A 15,846-nucleotide genomic window follows, 5' to 3' on the forward strand; every position below is an offset into this window, starting at 1 on the left:
ATAAGGGAGAGACCTCCATGGACACCCAGATGCTGATCGGCTCGACCTTCGACAAAGGCACCGAGACCGAGGAGCCGATCCTCAATCCAAAGACCGGGGCGACCATCCTCAATTTGCCGGAAGCGAGCCCGGCGCAGATCGAGGCAGCGGTGGCGGCCGCCGAAAAAGCGTTCGTGACGTGGTCGCGCACCACGCCGGCGCAGCGTTCGGGGTATCTCCTCAAGATCGCCGATCGCATCGAGGCCGACGCCAAGGAGTTCGCTGCGCTCGAGGCGCTGAACTGCGGCAAGCCGATCAATGCCGTGCTCAATGACGAAATCCCGGCAATCGTCGACTGCTACCGCTTCTTTGCCGGCGCGGTGCGTTCCATGCCTGGCGTGGTCGCCGGCGAATATTTGCCCGGCCACACTTCGATGGTGCGGCGCGACCCGATCGGCATCGTCGCTTCGATCGCGCCCTGGAACTATCCGCTGATGATGATGGCCTGGAAGCTGGCGCCGGCGATTGCCGGCGGCAACACCGTCGTCTTCAAGCCGTCGGAGCAGACGCCGCTGACGGCGCTGAAACTGGCTAGGATTCTGGCCGAGGTGCTGCCCGAAGGCGTCGTCAATGTCGTGCTCGGCCGCGGCGACAGCGTCGGCAACACGCTGATCAATCACGCCAAGATCAACATGATCTCGATCACCGGCGACGTCGCCACCGGCAAGAAGGTGCTGCAGGCCGCCGCCAAATCGGTCAAGCGCACCCATCTGGAGCTCGGCGGCAAGGCCCCGGTCATCGTCTTTGACGATGCCGACCTCGGCGCCGTGGTCAACGGCCTGCGCGCCTTCGGCTACTACAATGCCGGCCAGGACTGCACCGCCGCCTGCCGCATCTATGCCGGCAAGAAGATCTACGAGAAGCTCGTCGCCGACCTGTCCTCGGCCGTATCGACCATCAAGTACAACCAGCCGGACGACACCGAAAACGAGATCGGCCCGCTGATCTCGCGCCGCCAGCGCGACCGCGTCTCGAGCTTCGTCGAGCGTGCCTCCGAACTGAAGCACATCGAGATCACCACTGGCGGCAAGCCGGGCGAAGGCTCCGGCTTCTACTACCAGCCGACCGTCGTTGCCGGCGCGTTGCAGGAGGACGAGATCGTGCGCCGCGAAGTGTTCGGCCCGGTCGTCTCGATCACCCGCTTCTCCGAGGTCGACGAAGCCGTGAACTGGGCCAATGACAGCGATTATGGTCTGGCGTCCTCGGTGTGGACCAAGGACGTCTCGCGCGCCATGGCGACAGCCGCTCGCCTGCAATATGGCTGCACCTGGATCAACACCCACTTCATGCTGACCAACGAGATGCCGCACGGCGGACTGAAACAGTCCGGCTACGGCAAGGACATGTCGCTCTACGCGCTGGAGGATTACACCGCCGTTCGGCATGTGATGGTGGCCCACGTGTAGCGGATACCACTATCTCTAAAATATTAGCCGTGCCGTTTTCTGCATATTAAGCGTTAGTTACTTTTGCGGTACGGCGAGAGTTCACGATTTACTGAATATTCAACCTGAACGAGCAGCCTCCTTGCCGAGAAACCGCGCGGCGAGGGGGTTTGCGCATGAATACGACCAAGATCAAACTGGTATTGATTGGTGGCTTCTGCCTGGTGATGGCCTTCTTCGGCGGCAAGGACATGCTGAAGAAAGGCGGTTGGCCGCAAGTGCCGGCCGAAGTCATCGCGGTCAACGTCGAATGCGACATGGAATCGACTGCCCACAAGATCGTCTACAAGACTGTCAGCACCGCCACGATCCCCTGCGAACTGGTTGAGGCGTTCAAGACGGTGCACGCGGACAAAGAGTGGAAGGTGAAGCAGAAATTCACCGGCACCTTGCGCGTCGGCACCGGCTCCGATGCCGTCGAGGCGACGATGGAGCTGAACAAGGACGGTGGCCGCGAGCCGCAGGTCGGCGACAAGCTCACCGTCGTCCAGAACCCCGCCAACCCGACCCAGATCGAGCGCACCGGCATGACCGGCGCGCGTCTGACGATCGTCATCGGCGGTGGATTGCTCGGCGCGCTGCTTCTCTATCTCGCTTTCAGACCCCGCCGGCGGGCAGAGGCCTACGCTGCGGCCGGCAACCTTGCCGGGGGTGCCGGCGCGGACCAGCGCGCCCGCCAGGCCGACGCCCTGATAGCGGCCGCCTTGGCCAAACAGGCAACGCTGCCCAATCAGCCGTCGCGTGTCGCAGCGGCCGGATTGGCCAGGGAAGGCCGCTTCGCCGGGCAGAAAACGAATTTCGGCCGCCGCAACTGACGGCCGAAACGCGCAGTTCTCTTTGTTTTCACGCAATTCCGGACGGGAAACCGCTCACACTTTCCCTGGAATTGCTTTACTCCACGATGCGGTAGATGTTCCAAAGGCTGGTGCCAGACACGACGAAGGGCTCAATCTCCTTGCCCCATTTGGCGTGCGCGTCGATCTTGCCGATCCTGGCGAAGAAACTCTCCAGCTGGGCAAGGCTTTCGACCTGATGATGCGATTCGACCGTCGCTTCCCGGGCGCCGATCGAACCGGTCATGATCTGGAACTTGAGGTCGGCGATGCCGACCTGGGAGCCGATTTCGCGCTCCCATTTCTTGAGCAGTTCAAGCACGGTCTGCTTGTGTCCGAATTTGGCGTCGATCTGCCATCTGGCGCTGAACATGTCTCTCCTCCTCACTCGTCCCAGGCTTGCACGACGGTCTGTCGCGCAATCCGCCCATTCTTCAGTTCCAGCATCGCCGCACAGAACACTCTTGTCCCGTCCGGATAGGCGCAGGCCTGGGTGAAGGCGAGATTGTCGCCATCGGCGATGGTGGTGTCGACCTTGTGGGTCATTGCCCGGCTGCAGATATCGTCCCAGAACGTGCTGATTGCCGCCCGGCCGCGGATCTCGCGCGGCTTGCTCGGCGGGTTGTTGCGATCGATCACCCGCACCAGCGCATCGTCGGCGTAGAAGCTTGCCAGCATCCTGCCGTCCCGTCCTTCGATCGCTTTCTTGATCGCGGCGCCGTCCACGCTTTGCGTCTTGGTCAGCATTTTCTCCTCCATGGCCCGTCGGTCGGGCGGTTGATGATCACAAGCACTGCCGGCGCCCATCGCCGGCATTGTCTTTCACTGCGACTTGGCTTTGATGGCCGCGAACACTCCGTCGGTCTGCTGTTTGAAGGTAGCGAAATCGACCTGGCTGCCGTTGAGCATCGTCGACCAGTGGCGCACGATAGCCGCCATCGCGATCGCCTCCTTGATCTCCTCATCCGTCGCGCCATTGAGCTTGGCCGCCTCGGTGTGGAAATAGATGCAGTACTGGCACGGGATCTGCGAGGCGACGGCCAGCCCCATCAGCTCCTTGGTCTTGCCGTCGAGCGCGGTCTTGGGGTTGAGCTGCACGCCCTTGATCTCGGCCCAGGCGCCGGCAACCGCGACATCGGGCAGCGTCTTGAACATGTCCGGCACCGAGCCCAGCGTCGCCTCGATATCCTTGAAAGCGGCGGCGGCCGCGGCATCCTCGGCCTTGGCAGGGGCGATGGTGAACAGCGCGCCAACGCTTGCCGCGATCATCAGCGATTTGATCGACCTGTTTGACTTCAGCATTGCATCCTCCGTTCGCAGCGCCTTCCCGGCGACATCCGCCTGGGCTGCATGGAGAGAATTGGTAGCGCCGAGGCTGCCTTGGCCGCTTCGCCCGAAAGCGCCATGGTCCCTATGGCCCGTCCGGGCCAGTGTGCCTCGCGGAAAATGCCGCTGCCGCCGCTCGTGACGGCAGGTCGAGCTTCAGCAATATGTTGGCGACATGACGCTTCACCGTATGCTCGCTCAGCCTCAGCTCGGCAGCGATTGCGGCATTGCTCTTGCCATCGGCGATCAGGCCCACCACCTCGCTTTCACGCGCCGTCAGTTGCGCCGGCTCGGCAGGCTTGGGCTTGGGCCGGCAGGCCGGCTCGAGGTGCTGTTCCGACGTCGCCTGGACCAGCGCCAGCGGCTCGTCCAGCTCATCCACCGTGACACGCCCGGCATCGATGAAATGCAGGCCGGAACCGGCCGCCAGGTCAGCGACCAGCCGCGACGCCAGAATTTCGCCGCGCCCAGCATGGGCGGCGATCTGCATCGTCACCCGTGCCATCAGCCCGACCGGCGGCCCGCGCATCTCGACCTCGCCGACATGCGCGCCCTGCGCGCTTGCAATGCCCATATGTTGCGCCGCATCGCGCAGCGCCGCCGCGCAGCGTATGGCCCGCGCTGGCCCGTCGAAGCGCGAGATCATCAATTCGCCATGGATGCCGGCGACGCGTCCGCCATGACGGCCGACCAGCTGCCGCCAGCTCTCCTGGAAACGCTCGCTGCGTTCGCTCCACATGCGGTCGCCCACCCGCGCCGTGTCGTAGATGCGTGTCGCCAGAAGAGCGGCAAGCACGCGCTCCGCTTCGGCCACGGCACGCTCGCCGGTAAGGAATTCCTCGAGCAGGTCGGCTACCCGGTCGACGTCGCCGGTCCAGATCGGATGGTCGCGCCCGGGGATTTCGACCAGTCTCGCATTCGCGATCCTTTTCGCCAGGAAGCGGCTGGCATCGGGGTCGACCCGCACGTCGTTGCGGCGATGGATGAGCAGCGTCGGCGCGCCGATCGCCGAAAGCACGTCACGCACGTCGATGTCGGCATTCATCCGGGCCAGCGCCGCCGCTGCCGTCGGGCTGGCCGACAGCCGTTCGAAGCGCGCCCACCACTGGGTGAAATGCGGGTCATCGACGCGGCCCGGCGCGAAGTTGGGCAAAGTGGCGCCGGTGCCCCAGGCCGTGCCGGCCGTTGCGATGAAGGCCTCGAGGCGATCCGGCGGCATCACCCATTTGTGGAAATGCGCATAGCCGCCATAGAGCGCCAGCGCCCGCGTTCGTTCCGGATAAGTGGCGGCGAACAGCATCGCCAGCGGCGCGCCTTCCGAGGCGCCGAGCAGGGCCGCACGGCCGCTGCCGGTGGCATCCATCACCGCCCGCACATCGTCCACACGGGTCTCCAGGCTGGGCAGATGGCGCGGGTCGACCCGGTCGGACAGGCCGGTGCCGCGCTTGTCGAACAGGATCAGCCGCGAGAATGCCGAGAGCCGTCTCAACAGCCTGGTATAGCCTTCGTCTTCCCAGTGAAGGTCGAGATTGGAGATGAAACCCGGCACGAAAACCAGGTCGAACGATCCCTGGCCGACCACCTGATAGGCGATCCGCACGTCGCCGCTGAGGGCATATCGCGTCTCGATCGGCCTCACGATTCCATCCCGCCCGGCCAGACGATTTCTGATCGCCGACCATAGCAGACGCCTGCCGGGTGCGGCAGTCAAACTTTAGAAGACAGGAATATAGCCCCGCGATCGAACCGAATTCGCCCGGCTATTTCTGCGGAGCGGCGCTCTCTGCACCAGTCGGTTGGACGTAGCCGATGCTCATATCGGCCTGCTCCTCGGTCCTTGGCCGCTTGATCCGGGCCGAGGCCTCGACGACGAGCTCGTCGAAATTTTCGCCACCGCTGTCCAGCATCTCGAAGAACTGGCGGCGCATCCTGGGCTCCCAGAACTTGTTGATGTGCTCGGCTACACCCGCCACGCCTTCCTCGCGCGGCCTTGAATGGAAGAAGGCGGCAATCTGGTTGGCCATGCGCACCAGCTTTTCCCTGGTGCTCGTGATGTGGTCTTCGTCATGCGACATGCTGGGCAACTCCCAAGGCCACCCGTTCCGGGTGGGTGAAAACATCGAAATCGTCGCCGCGCACCAGCGCCACCAGCGTCATCCCGGCTTCTTCGGCGGTGCGGATGGCGAGCGCGGTCGGTGCTGAGACGGCCATGATGAAGGCCGAGCCGATGGCCGCCGTCTTCTGCACCATCTCGACCGAAACGCGGCTGGTCACCACCACGGCGCCCGATGCGCCATCAATGCCGGCCTTGGCAAGCGCGCCGGCCAGCTTGTCCAAAGCATTGTGGCGGCCGACATCCTCGCGGGCCATGACAATGCCTTTGCCTGGTACATAGAAGCCCGCGGCATGCACCGCGCCGGTTTCCGAATGCAGAGGCTGCACCTTCGACAGAAGCTTCACCGAACGGGTGATGTCGTCGGCGTCAAGCGTAAGTTTTGACGCACCGACCTTGTCGATCGAGCGCATCGCTTCCTCGATGGATTCAATGCCGCACAGCCCGCAGCCGACCGGTCCGGCCAAGCGCCGGCGCCGCGCTTCGAAGCGGGTGTTGGCCTGGTCCTTCAGCCGGATCTGGATGTCGATGCCGGCACCGTGGTCCTCGACCTCGATCGCTTCGATCTCCTGGGGCTGAGCGATGATGCCTTCGGTCAGCGAGAAGCCGAGCGCGAAATCCTCGAAATCGGCCGGGCTCGCCATCATCACCGCATGTGTGGTGCCGGCGAACGAGAACGCCACCGGCGTCTCTTCCGGCACCATGCGGTTGGCCGAGGTCGTGCCGCTGGCACGGTGCGCCAGCCGCGATATCTGCGTCGTCGCTTTGCGGCGCGCGGCCAAGATTACTCCGCCGCCTGCAGCGGAGCGATACGGCGGCTCTGCTCGGCCTGCTCGTTGTAGTCGCGCTGCCAGTCCGAAGGCCCGTTCGATGCGCCGACCTGCACCGCGGTCACCTTGTACTCCGGACAATTGGTCGCCCAGTCGGAGAAGTCGGTGGTGATGACGTTGGCCTGCGTGTCCGGATGGTGGAAGGTGGTGTAGACCACACCCGGTGACACTCGGTCGGTGATCAACGCACGCAGCGTCGTCTCGCCCGAACGGCTGGTCAGCCGCACCCAGTCGCCATCACGCACGCCGCGGTTTTCGGCGTCGTGCGGATGGATCTCCAGCCGGTCTTCCGAGTGCCACATGACGTTTTCGGTGCGCCTTGTCTGTGCACCGACATTGTACTGGCTGAGGATGCGGCCGGTGGTCAGCAGCAACGGGAAACGCGGCCCGGTCCGCTCGTCGGTCGCGACATATTCGGTGCGGATGAACTTGCCCTTGCCGCGCACGAAGCTGTCGACATGCATGATTGGCGTGCCGAGCGGCGCTTTCTCATTGCAGGGCCATTGCACGGATCCGACACGGTCGAGCAGCTCGAACGAGACGCCGGCGAAGCTCGGCGTCGTCTTGGCGACCTCGTCCATGATCTCCGAGGGATGCTGATAGTTCCAGTCCAGCCCCACGGCGCGCGCAAGCTCCTGCGTCGCCTCCCAGTCAGCGTAGCGCGCCTTGGGCTCCAGAACCTTGCGCACCATGTTGATGCGGCGCTCGGCGTTGGTGAAAGTGCCGTCCTTCTCCAGGAAGGTCGAGCCGGGCAGGAACACATGCGCGTAGTTCGCCGTCTCGTTGAGGAAGAGGTCGTGCACGACGACGCATTCCATCGCAGCGAGGCCGGCGGCAACATGCTTGGTATCAGGGTCGGACTGAAGAATGTCCTCGCCCTGGATGTAGATGCCCTTGAAAGTGCCGTCGACGGCGGCATCGAGCATGTTGGGAATGCGCAGGCCGGGTTCGTCGTCCAGCTTCACGCCCCACAGGCTCTCATAGATGTCGCGCACGGCCTCGCCGGAGATGTGGCGATAGCCGGGCAGCTCGTGCGGGAAGGAGCCCATGTCGCAGGAGCCTTGCACGTTGTTCTGGCCGCGCAGCGGGTTCACGCCAACGCCGGGACGGCCGATATTGCCGGTGGCCATGGCGAGGTTGGCGATCGCCATCACCGTGGTTGAACCCTGGCTGTGTTCGGTCACGCCCAGGCCATAATAGATCGCGCCGTTGCCGCCGGTGGCGTACATCCGCGCCGCACCCCTGATCAACTCGGGATCGACGCCGGACAGCTTGCCGACGATTTCGGGGCTGTTTTCCGGCAAGGCGACAAACGAAGCCCAATCCTGGAACTCCACCCAGTCGCAGCGTTCGCGAATGAAGGCTTCGTCGAAAAGCCCTTCGGTGACGATGACATGCGCAAGCGACGTCAGCACCGCCACGTTGGTGCCGGGCTTCAGCGGCAGGTGATAGTCGGCCTCGATATGCGCCGACTTGACCATTTCGGTGCGGCGCGGATCGAGCACGATCAGCTTGGCGCCCTGGCGCAGCCGCTTCTTCAGCCGCGACGCGAACACAGGATGCGCGGAAGCCGGATTGGCGCCGATGATGACGGCGACATCGGTGAAGTCGACGGAATCGAAATCCTGGGTGCCGGCCGAGGTGCCATAGGTCTGGCCGAGGCCGTAGCCGGTCGGCGAGTGGCAGACGCGGGCGCAGGTGTCGACATTGTTGTTGCGGAAGCCCTGGCGCACCAGCTTCTGCACCAGATAGGTCTCCTCGTTCGTGCAGCGCGACGACGTGATACCGCCGATCGAGGTGCGTCCGTATTGATACTGGATACGGCGGAATTCCTTGGCCGTGTGGGCGATCGCCTCTTCCCAGCTCACCTCGCGCCAGGGGTCAGAGACCTTTTCCCGGATCATCGGCGACAGGATGCGGTCCTTGTGGGTCGCGTAGCCATAGGCGAAACGGCCCTTCACGCAGGAGTGGCCGTGGTTCGCCTTGCCGTCCTTGTAGGGCATCATGCGAATGACTTCGTCGCCCTTCACTTCGGCCTTGAAAGAGCAACCGACGCCGCAATAGGCACAGGTGGTGACGGCGGAGCGCTCGGGCATGCCTTTCTCAAGCACGGTCTTTTCACGCAGCGCATCGGTCGGGCAGGCCTGCACGCAGGCGCCGCAGGACACGCATTCGGAGGCGATGAAATCCTCGTGCATGCCGGCGACCATGCGCGATTCGAAACCGCGGCCTTCGATCGTCAGCGCGAAGGTGCCTTGCACCTCTTCGCAGGCGCGCACGCAGCGCGAACAGACGATGCACTGCGCCGGGTCATAGGTGAAATAGGGGTTGGACTCGTCGCGGGCGATGTAGTCGACCGCCAGCGAGCCGTGGCCGGGCGCGACACCGTTCTCTTCCTTGACGTGGTTGCGGCCCTCGACGCCATAGCGGTTCTCGGTCAGGCCGACCGACTTCGCCACCACGTCGAACTCACTGACCCCGGTGCCGGCCTTCTCGTTCCAGCCGGTCGGATGGTCGGAGACGTAAAGCTCCATGACACCGCGGCGGATGGCGTCGAGCCGCTCGGATTGCGTGCGCACCACCATGCCTTCGCCGACCGGCGTCGTGCAGGATGCCGGCGTGCCGCCGCGCCCGTCGATCTCGACAAGGCAGACGCGGCAGGAGCCGAACGAGTCCAGCATGTCCGTGGCGCAGAGTTTTGGGATCTCGACCCCGCCTTCCATCGCCGCGCGCATGATCGACGTACCTTCCGGCACGCTGATGCTGCGGCCGTCGACGATCAGCGTGACCTGCTTTTGCGCCTTCGATTCCGGGGTTCCGTAGTCGAGTTCTTCGATGAGTATCGGGAAGTCGGCCTTGATATTCATCTGCCAGCTCCTATTCAGCAGCCACGCGCGCCGGCGCGGGCTTGAAATCTTCGGGGAAATGGGTGATCGAGCTCATCACCGGGTAGGGCGTGAAGCCGCCCAGCGCGCAGAGCGATCCGAACTTCATCGTGTTGCAGAGATCGGTGACCAGAGCCAGGTTCTTTTCCGGCTCGATGCCGGCGGCAAGCCTGTCGATGGTCTCCACCCCGCGTGTCGAGCCGATGCGGCAGGGCGTGCACTTGCCGCAGCTCTCGATGGCGCAGAACTCCATGGCGAAGCGCGCCTGCTTCAGCATGTCGGCGGTATCATCGAACACGGTGATGCCGGCATGACCGATCAGCCCGTCACGCTTGGCAAACTCTTCGTAGTCGAACGGCGTGTCGAACAGGCCGCGCGGGAAATAGGCGCCGAGGGGCCCGCCGACCTGCACTGCCTTCACCGGCCGGCCAGTCGCTGTGCCGCCGCCGATGTCGTCGACGATTTCGCCGAGCGTCAGGCCGAACGCCGTCTCGAACAGGCCGCCATGCTTGACGTTGCCGGCGATCTGGATCGGGATCGTGCCGCGCGAGCGGCCCATGCCGAAATCCTTGTAGAAGGCGGCACCCTTGTCCATGATGATCGGCACCGAGGCCAGGCTGATCACATTGTTGATCACCGTCGGCTTGCCGAACAATCCCTGGATCGCCGGCAGCGGCGGCTTGGCGCGCACCACGCCGCGCTTGCCTTCAAGGCTGTTCAGCAGCGACGTTTCCTCACCGCAGACATAGGCGCCGGCGCCGACCCGGATTTCCATGTCGAAGGCGTTGGGCGAACCCAGCACGTTGACGCCGAGCACGCCTGCCTTGCGGGCGACCTCGACAGCCTTGTTCATGACAGCCACCGCATGCGGATATTCCGAGCGGATATAGACGAAGCCCTTGGTCGCGCCTGTGGCGATGCCGGCAATCGTCATGCCTTCGATGAGCACGAAGGGGTCGCCCTCCATGATCATGCGGTCGGCGAAGGTGGCGCTGTCGCCTTCGTCGGCGTTGCAGACGATGTACTTACGCTCGCTGGCGGTATCTAGCACCGTCTTCCACTTGATGCCGGTCGGGAAGCCAGCGCCGCCACGACCGCGCAAGCCCGATTCCGTGACCTGCTTGACGATGTCGAGCGGCGCCATGGCCACCGCGTTCTGCAGGCCCTTCAGTCCGCCCAGCGATTTGTAGGCTTCGAGCGACAGCGGGTCGTTGATGCCGCAACGCGCGAAGGTCAGGCGCGTCTGCTTGGCGATAAACGGGATTTTGTCCGGCGCGCCCAGCCAGCGCTTGTGATGGCCGCCGGTGAGGAAGCCCGAGTCGAACAGGCTCTTGACGTCGGATGGCTTGACCGGCCCGTAGGCGACGCGGCCCTTTTCGGTCGCAACTTCGACCATGGGTTCGAGGAAATAGGCACCGCGCGAGCCGTTGCGCACGATCTTGGCCTCGATGCCCCGTTCGRCCAATTCCTTGGCGATCGTCTTTGCGACCTTTTCAGCGCCGAGCGCCAGCGCGCCGGAATCGGCGGGAATGTAGATGCGCGGGATCATGAGCGTACCTCCGCGACGATCTCTTCGATCTTCTCGTCATCGAGCCGCCCGATCACCTCACCGTCCAGCATCGCCGACGGTGAGCAGGCGCACAGCCCGAGGCAGTAGACAGGCTCGAGTGTAACCGACCCGTCGCGGGTGGTCTCGTGGAAACCGATGCCGAGCAATTGCTTGATCTTGGCGGCAACCGCATCCGAGCCCATCGACTGGCAAGCCTCCGCCTGGCAGAGCTTGAGCACGTGCCGGCCGGCCGGGCGGGCACGGAAATCATGATAGAAGGTGACGACGCCGTGCACCTCGGCCCTCGACAGGTTCAGCCCATCGGCGATGACGGGCACCGCGTCCTGCGGCACGTGGCCAAATTCTTCCTGGATCTCGTGCAGGATCGGCAGCAGCGGGCCTTCGAGGCCCTTCAGCTCCTGGATGATCGCTGCCGTGCGCGACTGAATCTCGGTACTTGCAGGCTGCATTGGCATGCAGCGCCCTCCCTGGTCGAAGCGGTTTATCGCTAAGTGGTTACAAAAACAGAGGAAACCCGCGAAATCAATAAAGCTGATCCGTTGCTTGATAGAAATTTTCTATCAAGCACGTCCGGCACCCAGTCTCTAGCCTAGCGGTGGTTGCGGAAATCGTCTGCCAGCGCCATCGCCTCGTCCAGCAGCGCCTGCACCAGCGGCGTGTGCGGTTCGCGCGGCGTCGCCACCAGTCCGACCGTGTGGCTGGCATCCGGTTCGACGATCGGAATGGCCCGGATCGGCTCCGAAAAGCCGAATGTTTCCGCGAGGTTAAGTGGCATGATCGACGACCATTTGCCGGTTCTGATATGCGAAAACAGCACGATCATCGAATTGGATTCCAGCGTCGGCCGCACCTGGGTGCCGGCCTCGGCCAGGTGCTGGTCGATGATGCGGCGGTTCTGCATGTCCGGCGTCAGCAGGCAGAGCGGCAACTGGCTGAGCTCGGCCCATGTCACTTTGTCGCGATCCGAATAGGGATTCCCGACCGCGGTGATCAGCTGGTAGCGCTCGTCATAGAGCGGCACGCTGGTCACTCGTCCCAACGGTTCGTTGTCGAGATAGGTGATGCCGGCATCAATGTCGAAATTGCCAAGCAGCGACAGCACCTCGATCGAGGTGCGCGACAGGATCGAAAAGGTGACGCCGGGATGCTTGGCCCGAAACGGCGTCGTCAGCCGCGCCACCATGGCGAGCGCGGTTGGAATGGCAGCGATGCGGATGCGGCCGGACAGGCCGTGGCGCGCGGCGCGCATCTCCTCACGCATGGTTCTGGAGTCGCCGACAATGCGGCGCGCCCACACCAGCACCTGCTTGCCCTCCGGCGTCAGCCCCTGAAAGCGCGAGCCGCGATTGACCAGCATGACGCCGAGCTGGCCTTCCAGCTGCTTGATCCCGGCCGACAGCGTCGGCTGGGTGACGCCGCACGCTTCCGCCGCTCGGCCGAAATGCTCCTCCTTGGCCAGCGCGATGAAAAATTCCAGCTTGTCGATCATGGCGCAAGCCTTCCCGCACCGGCGCATGGCATTGCGGGGCGCAGCCCTTCGTTAAGGATCGTTTTATATGAGGCCGGTCGCGGCGACATGAAATAACCAGTTGATAAGACTCGGTTTGCCATCATGGGCGATGGTCGCCGCGTCAGGCCGCTGGAGGTAGAGTGCCTAGCATGCTCCGTGAGCATCCGCCAGAAATGCAGGCTGCAGCCGATGCTGATCTGCGCGAAGCCGCGCGTCTGCAGGCGCTCGATCGTTTTGACATTCTGGATACACCGCGCGAAGCCTCTTTCGACCGCATCGCGCGGCTGATCAGGACCGTGCTCGACGTGCCGATTGCCATTGTCTCGGTGTTTGACGGTCATCGCCAATGGTACAAGGCCTGCGAAGGCCTCGCCACCAGCGAAGCCGCGCGCAAGGATACATTTTGCCGCTACACCATCCTCCAGGACGGCCCGCTGGTCGTTGAGGACGCGACGAAAGACCTGCGTTTCGCCGACAACCCGCATGTCAGGAACGATCCGCACATCCGTTTCTATGCCGGTGTACCCTTGCGCACCCGCGATGGTCACAACATCGGCAGCGTTTGCGCAATCGGCTATACGCCGCGACAATTCGGCGAGCGCGAGACCGCCATTCTGCAGGACCTGACCGATCTTGCCATGGAGGATCTGGAGCTGCGTGCGCATGCATCGAGCGATGCGCTGACCGGCGTTCTGGCGCGCAGGGCGTTCATGGAGCAGGGCGGCAGGGCCTTTGCCCTGGCGCAGCGCGGGCATTTCGATTTCTCCTGCATTGTCCTCGATGTCGACCATTTCAAATCGATCAATGACACGTTTGGTCATGGCGTCGGTGACAAGGTGCTGCAGGGCCTGGCGAAGCAGTGCGGCAACATGCTGCGGGATGTCGACATTTTTGGCCGCATTGGCGGCGAGGAGTTTGCCTTCCTGCTGCACGCCGGCCGCAACGAGACCCTTGAAATTGCCGAGCGCCTGCGCAGCGCCATCGAGACCATGCGGCTCGCGCACGGCACTTTGAACGTGACCGTCACCGCAAGCCTTGGTGTTGCCTCGCTCGATTCCACGACGTCCAGCCTGCAGGAACTGATCGAACGCGCCGATCTGGCCATGTATCGCGCGAAAAGCGCCGGCCGGAACCGGATCGTCAGCTGGAATCCCCACGGACACGATGCGGTACGGCCGCGACGCAGGGTCCTCAAAGCAGGGCAGATCGTATTCAACAGCCGCATGTCGACCATCGATTGCACGGTCCGCAGCCTTGGCGAGGATGGCGCCACCGTCGACGTTTCGAACATCGCCGGAATCCCTGACCAGTTCGTGCTGGTCATCAGGGCGGACCGCTTTGAGACGAAATGCCAGGTCGTCTCCCAGGCCGAAAGACGCCTGGAACTCGCCTTCTGCTGATCTGGACTGTCCGATCTCAGACGCCGCCGCTTGGTGTTGGCGATGAACTGCATTATCTCAGGCCAACTGCCGTCTTGGGTCAGAGCATGATCCCGAAAAGTGGAAATCGGTTTTCTCGGACAAACGGGAACCGTTTTGTCCGGAGATCATGCTCCAACAAAGAAGCCAGATCAGCATGACGAGTCATGGTGATCCAGCCAACGTCTGAGGAATGCCGCCATGTCCGTCACCAAGGAAATCGTCACCGAGCGTCTGAAGACGGTCAATGGGCCGGACTTCACCGGCAACATCGTCGACCTCGGTATGGTTTCGGAGATTTTCATCGCCGATTCGAAAGTGTTTTTCTCGATTACCGTTCCCGCTGCCCGCGCGCAGGAGATGGAGCCGCTGCGCGCCGCTGCCGAGCGCGTCGTCAAGGCGATCCCCGGTGTCGCCGGCGCCGTCGTCGCGCTGACGGCGGAAAAGAAGGGTGGCGGCATGGAAGCGCCGGTGCCGGCGCGCGCAGCACCCAGACCCGCACCACCGGCTCCGCCAGCCGCGCCGCGTCCCGCACCGCACGCCCCGGCGTCGCAAAGCTCGGGCAAGCGTGGCGTGCCCGGCATCGAGGCGATCATCGCGATTGCCTCCGGCAAGGGCGGCGTCGGCAAGTCGACCACCGCCGTCAACATCGCGCTCGGGCTCGCTGCCAATGGTCTGCGTGTCGGCGTGCTCGACGCCGACATTTACGGCCCGTCCATGCCAAAACTGCTCAACATCCATGGCCGGCCGCAGACGGTCGACGGCAAGATCCTGAAACCGATGGAGAATTACGGCCTCAAGGTGATGTCGATGGGCTTCCTCGTCGATGAGGAAACGCCGATGATCTGGCGCGGACCGATGGTGATGTCGGCGCTGACGCAGATGCTGCGCGAGGTCGAATGGGGCCGGCTCGACGTGCTCGTCGTCGACATGCCGCCCGGCACCGGCGATGCGCAGCTGACAATGGCCCAGCAGGTGCCGCTCGCCGGCGCCGTCATCGTCTCGACGCCGCAGGATTTGGCGCTGATCGATGCCCGTAAAGGGTTGAATATGTTCAAGAAGGTCGATGTGCCGCTGCTCGGCATCGTCGAGAATATGAGCTATTTCATCGCTCCCGATACCGGCAAGCGCTACGACATCTTTGGCCATGGCGGCGCGCGGCGCGAGGCCGAACGCCTCGGCGTGACCTTCCTCGGCGAAGTGCCGCTGGAAATGGGCATCCGCGAAAGCTCGGATGAAGGTACGCCGGTGGTGGCGTCGAAGCCTGATAGTGCTGAAGCCAAGATCTATCGCGACATTGCGTCGAAGGTCTGGGAGCGGGTCAACGAAGAGCGTGGCGCGGCGGAAGCTGCTGTGCCGAGCATCGTGTTCGAATGAGAGAGGCTTAGCCGCCCACCTTCTCGCCAAACGTCGAGAAAAACTGCCCCGCCAGTTTCTTCGAGGTCGATTCGATCAGCCGGCTGCCGAGCTGGGCGATCTTGCCGCCGACATCGGCCTTGGCCGCGTATCTGAGCACGGTCGCATCCGGTCCATCCGCCGTCAGCGTCACGTCGGCGCCGCCCTTGGCGAAGCCGGCAATGCCGCCCTTGCCTTCGCCCTGGATGGTGTAGGCGTGCGGCGGCTTGAGGTTTTTCAGCGTCACCTCGCCGTTGAACGTCGCCTTGATCGGCCCGATCTTCAGCACCACGGTCGCCGCCATTTCGGTCGGCGATTTCATCTCGAGGCTCTGGCAGCCGGGAATGCTTTCCCGCAGCACGTTCGGGTCGTTCAGCGCTTCCCACACTTTCTGCAGGGGTGCTGCAATGCGTTCCTCGCCTTCGATCACCAAAGCCATCGACACCTCCCGCGCTGTTCCCAGAAGGCCTAACGCACGGTCA

Annotated in this window: 15 protein-coding genes; 4 read left to right on the forward strand and 11 right to left on the reverse strand. The window is 63.8% G+C overall.

The window, feature by feature from the left end; genetic code table 11:
- Positions 1–17: 17 nt before the first annotated feature.
- A complete protein-coding gene (locus AC1DYJ_RS01155; RefSeq protein WP_477279237.1) occupies positions 18–1,445 on the forward strand; it encodes a gamma-aminobutyraldehyde dehydrogenase in 1,428 nt (475 codons plus the stop codon).
- Between the two features lie 155 nt (positions 1,446–1,600).
- A complete protein-coding gene (locus AC1DYJ_RS01160) occupies positions 1,601–2,299 on the forward strand; it encodes a hypothetical protein (protein ID WP_477279239.1) in 699 nt (232 codons plus the stop codon).
- A gap of 76 nt (positions 2,300–2,375) precedes the next feature.
- On the opposite strand, the gene AC1DYJ_RS01165 is transcribed toward AC1DYJ_RS01160, so the two are convergent.
- The 10 genes from AC1DYJ_RS01165 to AC1DYJ_RS01210 all read right to left on the reverse strand — a co-directional run bounded on the left by AC1DYJ_RS01165 (position 2,376) and on the right by AC1DYJ_RS01210 (position 12,530).
- Positions 2,376–2,690 (reverse strand): hypothetical protein, encoded by a 315-nt coding sequence (locus tag AC1DYJ_RS01165; protein WP_477279241.1) that lies wholly within the window; start codon positions 2,688–2,690, stop codon positions 2,376–2,378.
- Positions 2,691–2,701: 11 nt separating this feature from the next.
- Positions 2,702–3,064, reverse strand: coding sequence for a nuclear transport factor 2 family protein (locus AC1DYJ_RS01170; RefSeq protein WP_477279243.1), 363 nt, complete (start codon positions 3,062–3,064; stop codon positions 2,702–2,704).
- Positions 3,065–3,139: 75 nt separating this feature from the next.
- On the reverse strand, positions 3,140–3,619 hold the full coding sequence (locus tag AC1DYJ_RS01175; protein WP_477279245.1) for a carboxymuconolactone decarboxylase family protein: 480 nt from the start codon (positions 3,617–3,619) through the stop codon (positions 3,140–3,142).
- Positions 3,620–3,728: 109 nt separating this feature from the next.
- Positions 3,729–5,282, reverse strand: a complete 1,554-nt coding sequence (locus AC1DYJ_RS01180) for an alpha/beta fold hydrolase (protein WP_477279247.1) — start codon at positions 5,280–5,282, stop codon at positions 3,729–3,731.
- Between the two features lie 121 nt (positions 5,283–5,403).
- Positions 5,404–5,718 (reverse strand): formate dehydrogenase subunit delta, encoded by a 315-nt coding sequence (locus AC1DYJ_RS01185; RefSeq protein WP_477279249.1) that lies wholly within the window; start codon positions 5,716–5,718, stop codon positions 5,404–5,406.
- Entirely contained in the window at positions 5,708–6,538 is an 831-nt protein-coding gene (fdhD, locus tag AC1DYJ_RS01190; protein WP_477279251.1) for a formate dehydrogenase accessory sulfurtransferase FdhD, read from the reverse strand. The genes AC1DYJ_RS01185 and fdhD overlap by 11 nt, the downstream gene beginning before the upstream one ends.
- 2 nt (positions 6,539–6,540) lie before the next feature.
- A complete protein-coding gene (fdhF, locus tag AC1DYJ_RS01195) occupies positions 6,541–9,453 on the reverse strand; it encodes a formate dehydrogenase subunit alpha (RefSeq protein ID WP_477279253.1) in 2,913 nt (970 codons plus the stop codon).
- 10 nt (positions 9,454–9,463) lie between these two features.
- Entirely contained in the window at positions 9,464–11,020 is a 1,557-nt protein-coding gene (locus AC1DYJ_RS01200; protein WP_477425911.1) for a formate dehydrogenase beta subunit, read from the reverse strand.
- Positions 11,017–11,496 carry a formate dehydrogenase subunit gamma gene (locus AC1DYJ_RS01205; RefSeq protein ID WP_477279257.1) on the reverse strand — a complete coding sequence of 160 codons (480 nt, stop codon included), beginning with the start codon at positions 11,494–11,496 and terminating at the stop codon, positions 11,017–11,019. Before AC1DYJ_RS01205 ends, AC1DYJ_RS01200 begins: the two co-directional genes overlap by 4 nt.
- A gap of 134 nt (positions 11,497–11,630) precedes the next feature.
- Positions 11,631–12,530 carry a LysR family transcriptional regulator gene (locus AC1DYJ_RS01210; protein ID WP_477279259.1) on the reverse strand — a complete coding sequence of 300 codons (900 nt, stop codon included), beginning with the start codon at positions 12,528–12,530 and terminating at the stop codon, positions 11,631–11,633.
- A gap of 170 nt (positions 12,531–12,700) precedes the next feature.
- On the opposite strand from AC1DYJ_RS01210, the gene AC1DYJ_RS01215 reads away from it, so the two are divergent.
- Together AC1DYJ_RS01215 and AC1DYJ_RS01220 are read left to right on the forward strand one after the other, a co-directional pair.
- Positions 12,701–13,951: a sensor domain-containing diguanylate cyclase gene (locus tag AC1DYJ_RS01215; protein WP_477280189.1), complete on the forward strand. Its 1,251-nt coding sequence runs from the start codon at positions 12,701–12,703 to the stop codon at positions 13,949–13,951.
- Between the two features lie 219 nt (positions 13,952–14,170).
- On the forward strand, positions 14,171–15,346 hold the full coding sequence (locus tag AC1DYJ_RS01220) for an Mrp/NBP35 family ATP-binding protein (RefSeq protein ID WP_477425912.1): 1,176 nt from the start codon (positions 14,171–14,173) through the stop codon (positions 15,344–15,346).
- Between the two features lie 7 nt (positions 15,347–15,353).
- Here the strand turns inward: AC1DYJ_RS01220 and AC1DYJ_RS01225 are convergent, their stop codons facing one another.
- Complete coding sequence (locus AC1DYJ_RS01225; protein WP_477279263.1) at positions 15,354–15,803, reverse strand: SRPBCC family protein; 450 nt, start codon at positions 15,801–15,803, stop codon at positions 15,354–15,356.
- Between the last annotated feature and the right edge of the window lie 43 nt (positions 15,804–15,846).

The organism is Mesorhizobium sp. P2_B11, assembly GCF_056404855.1.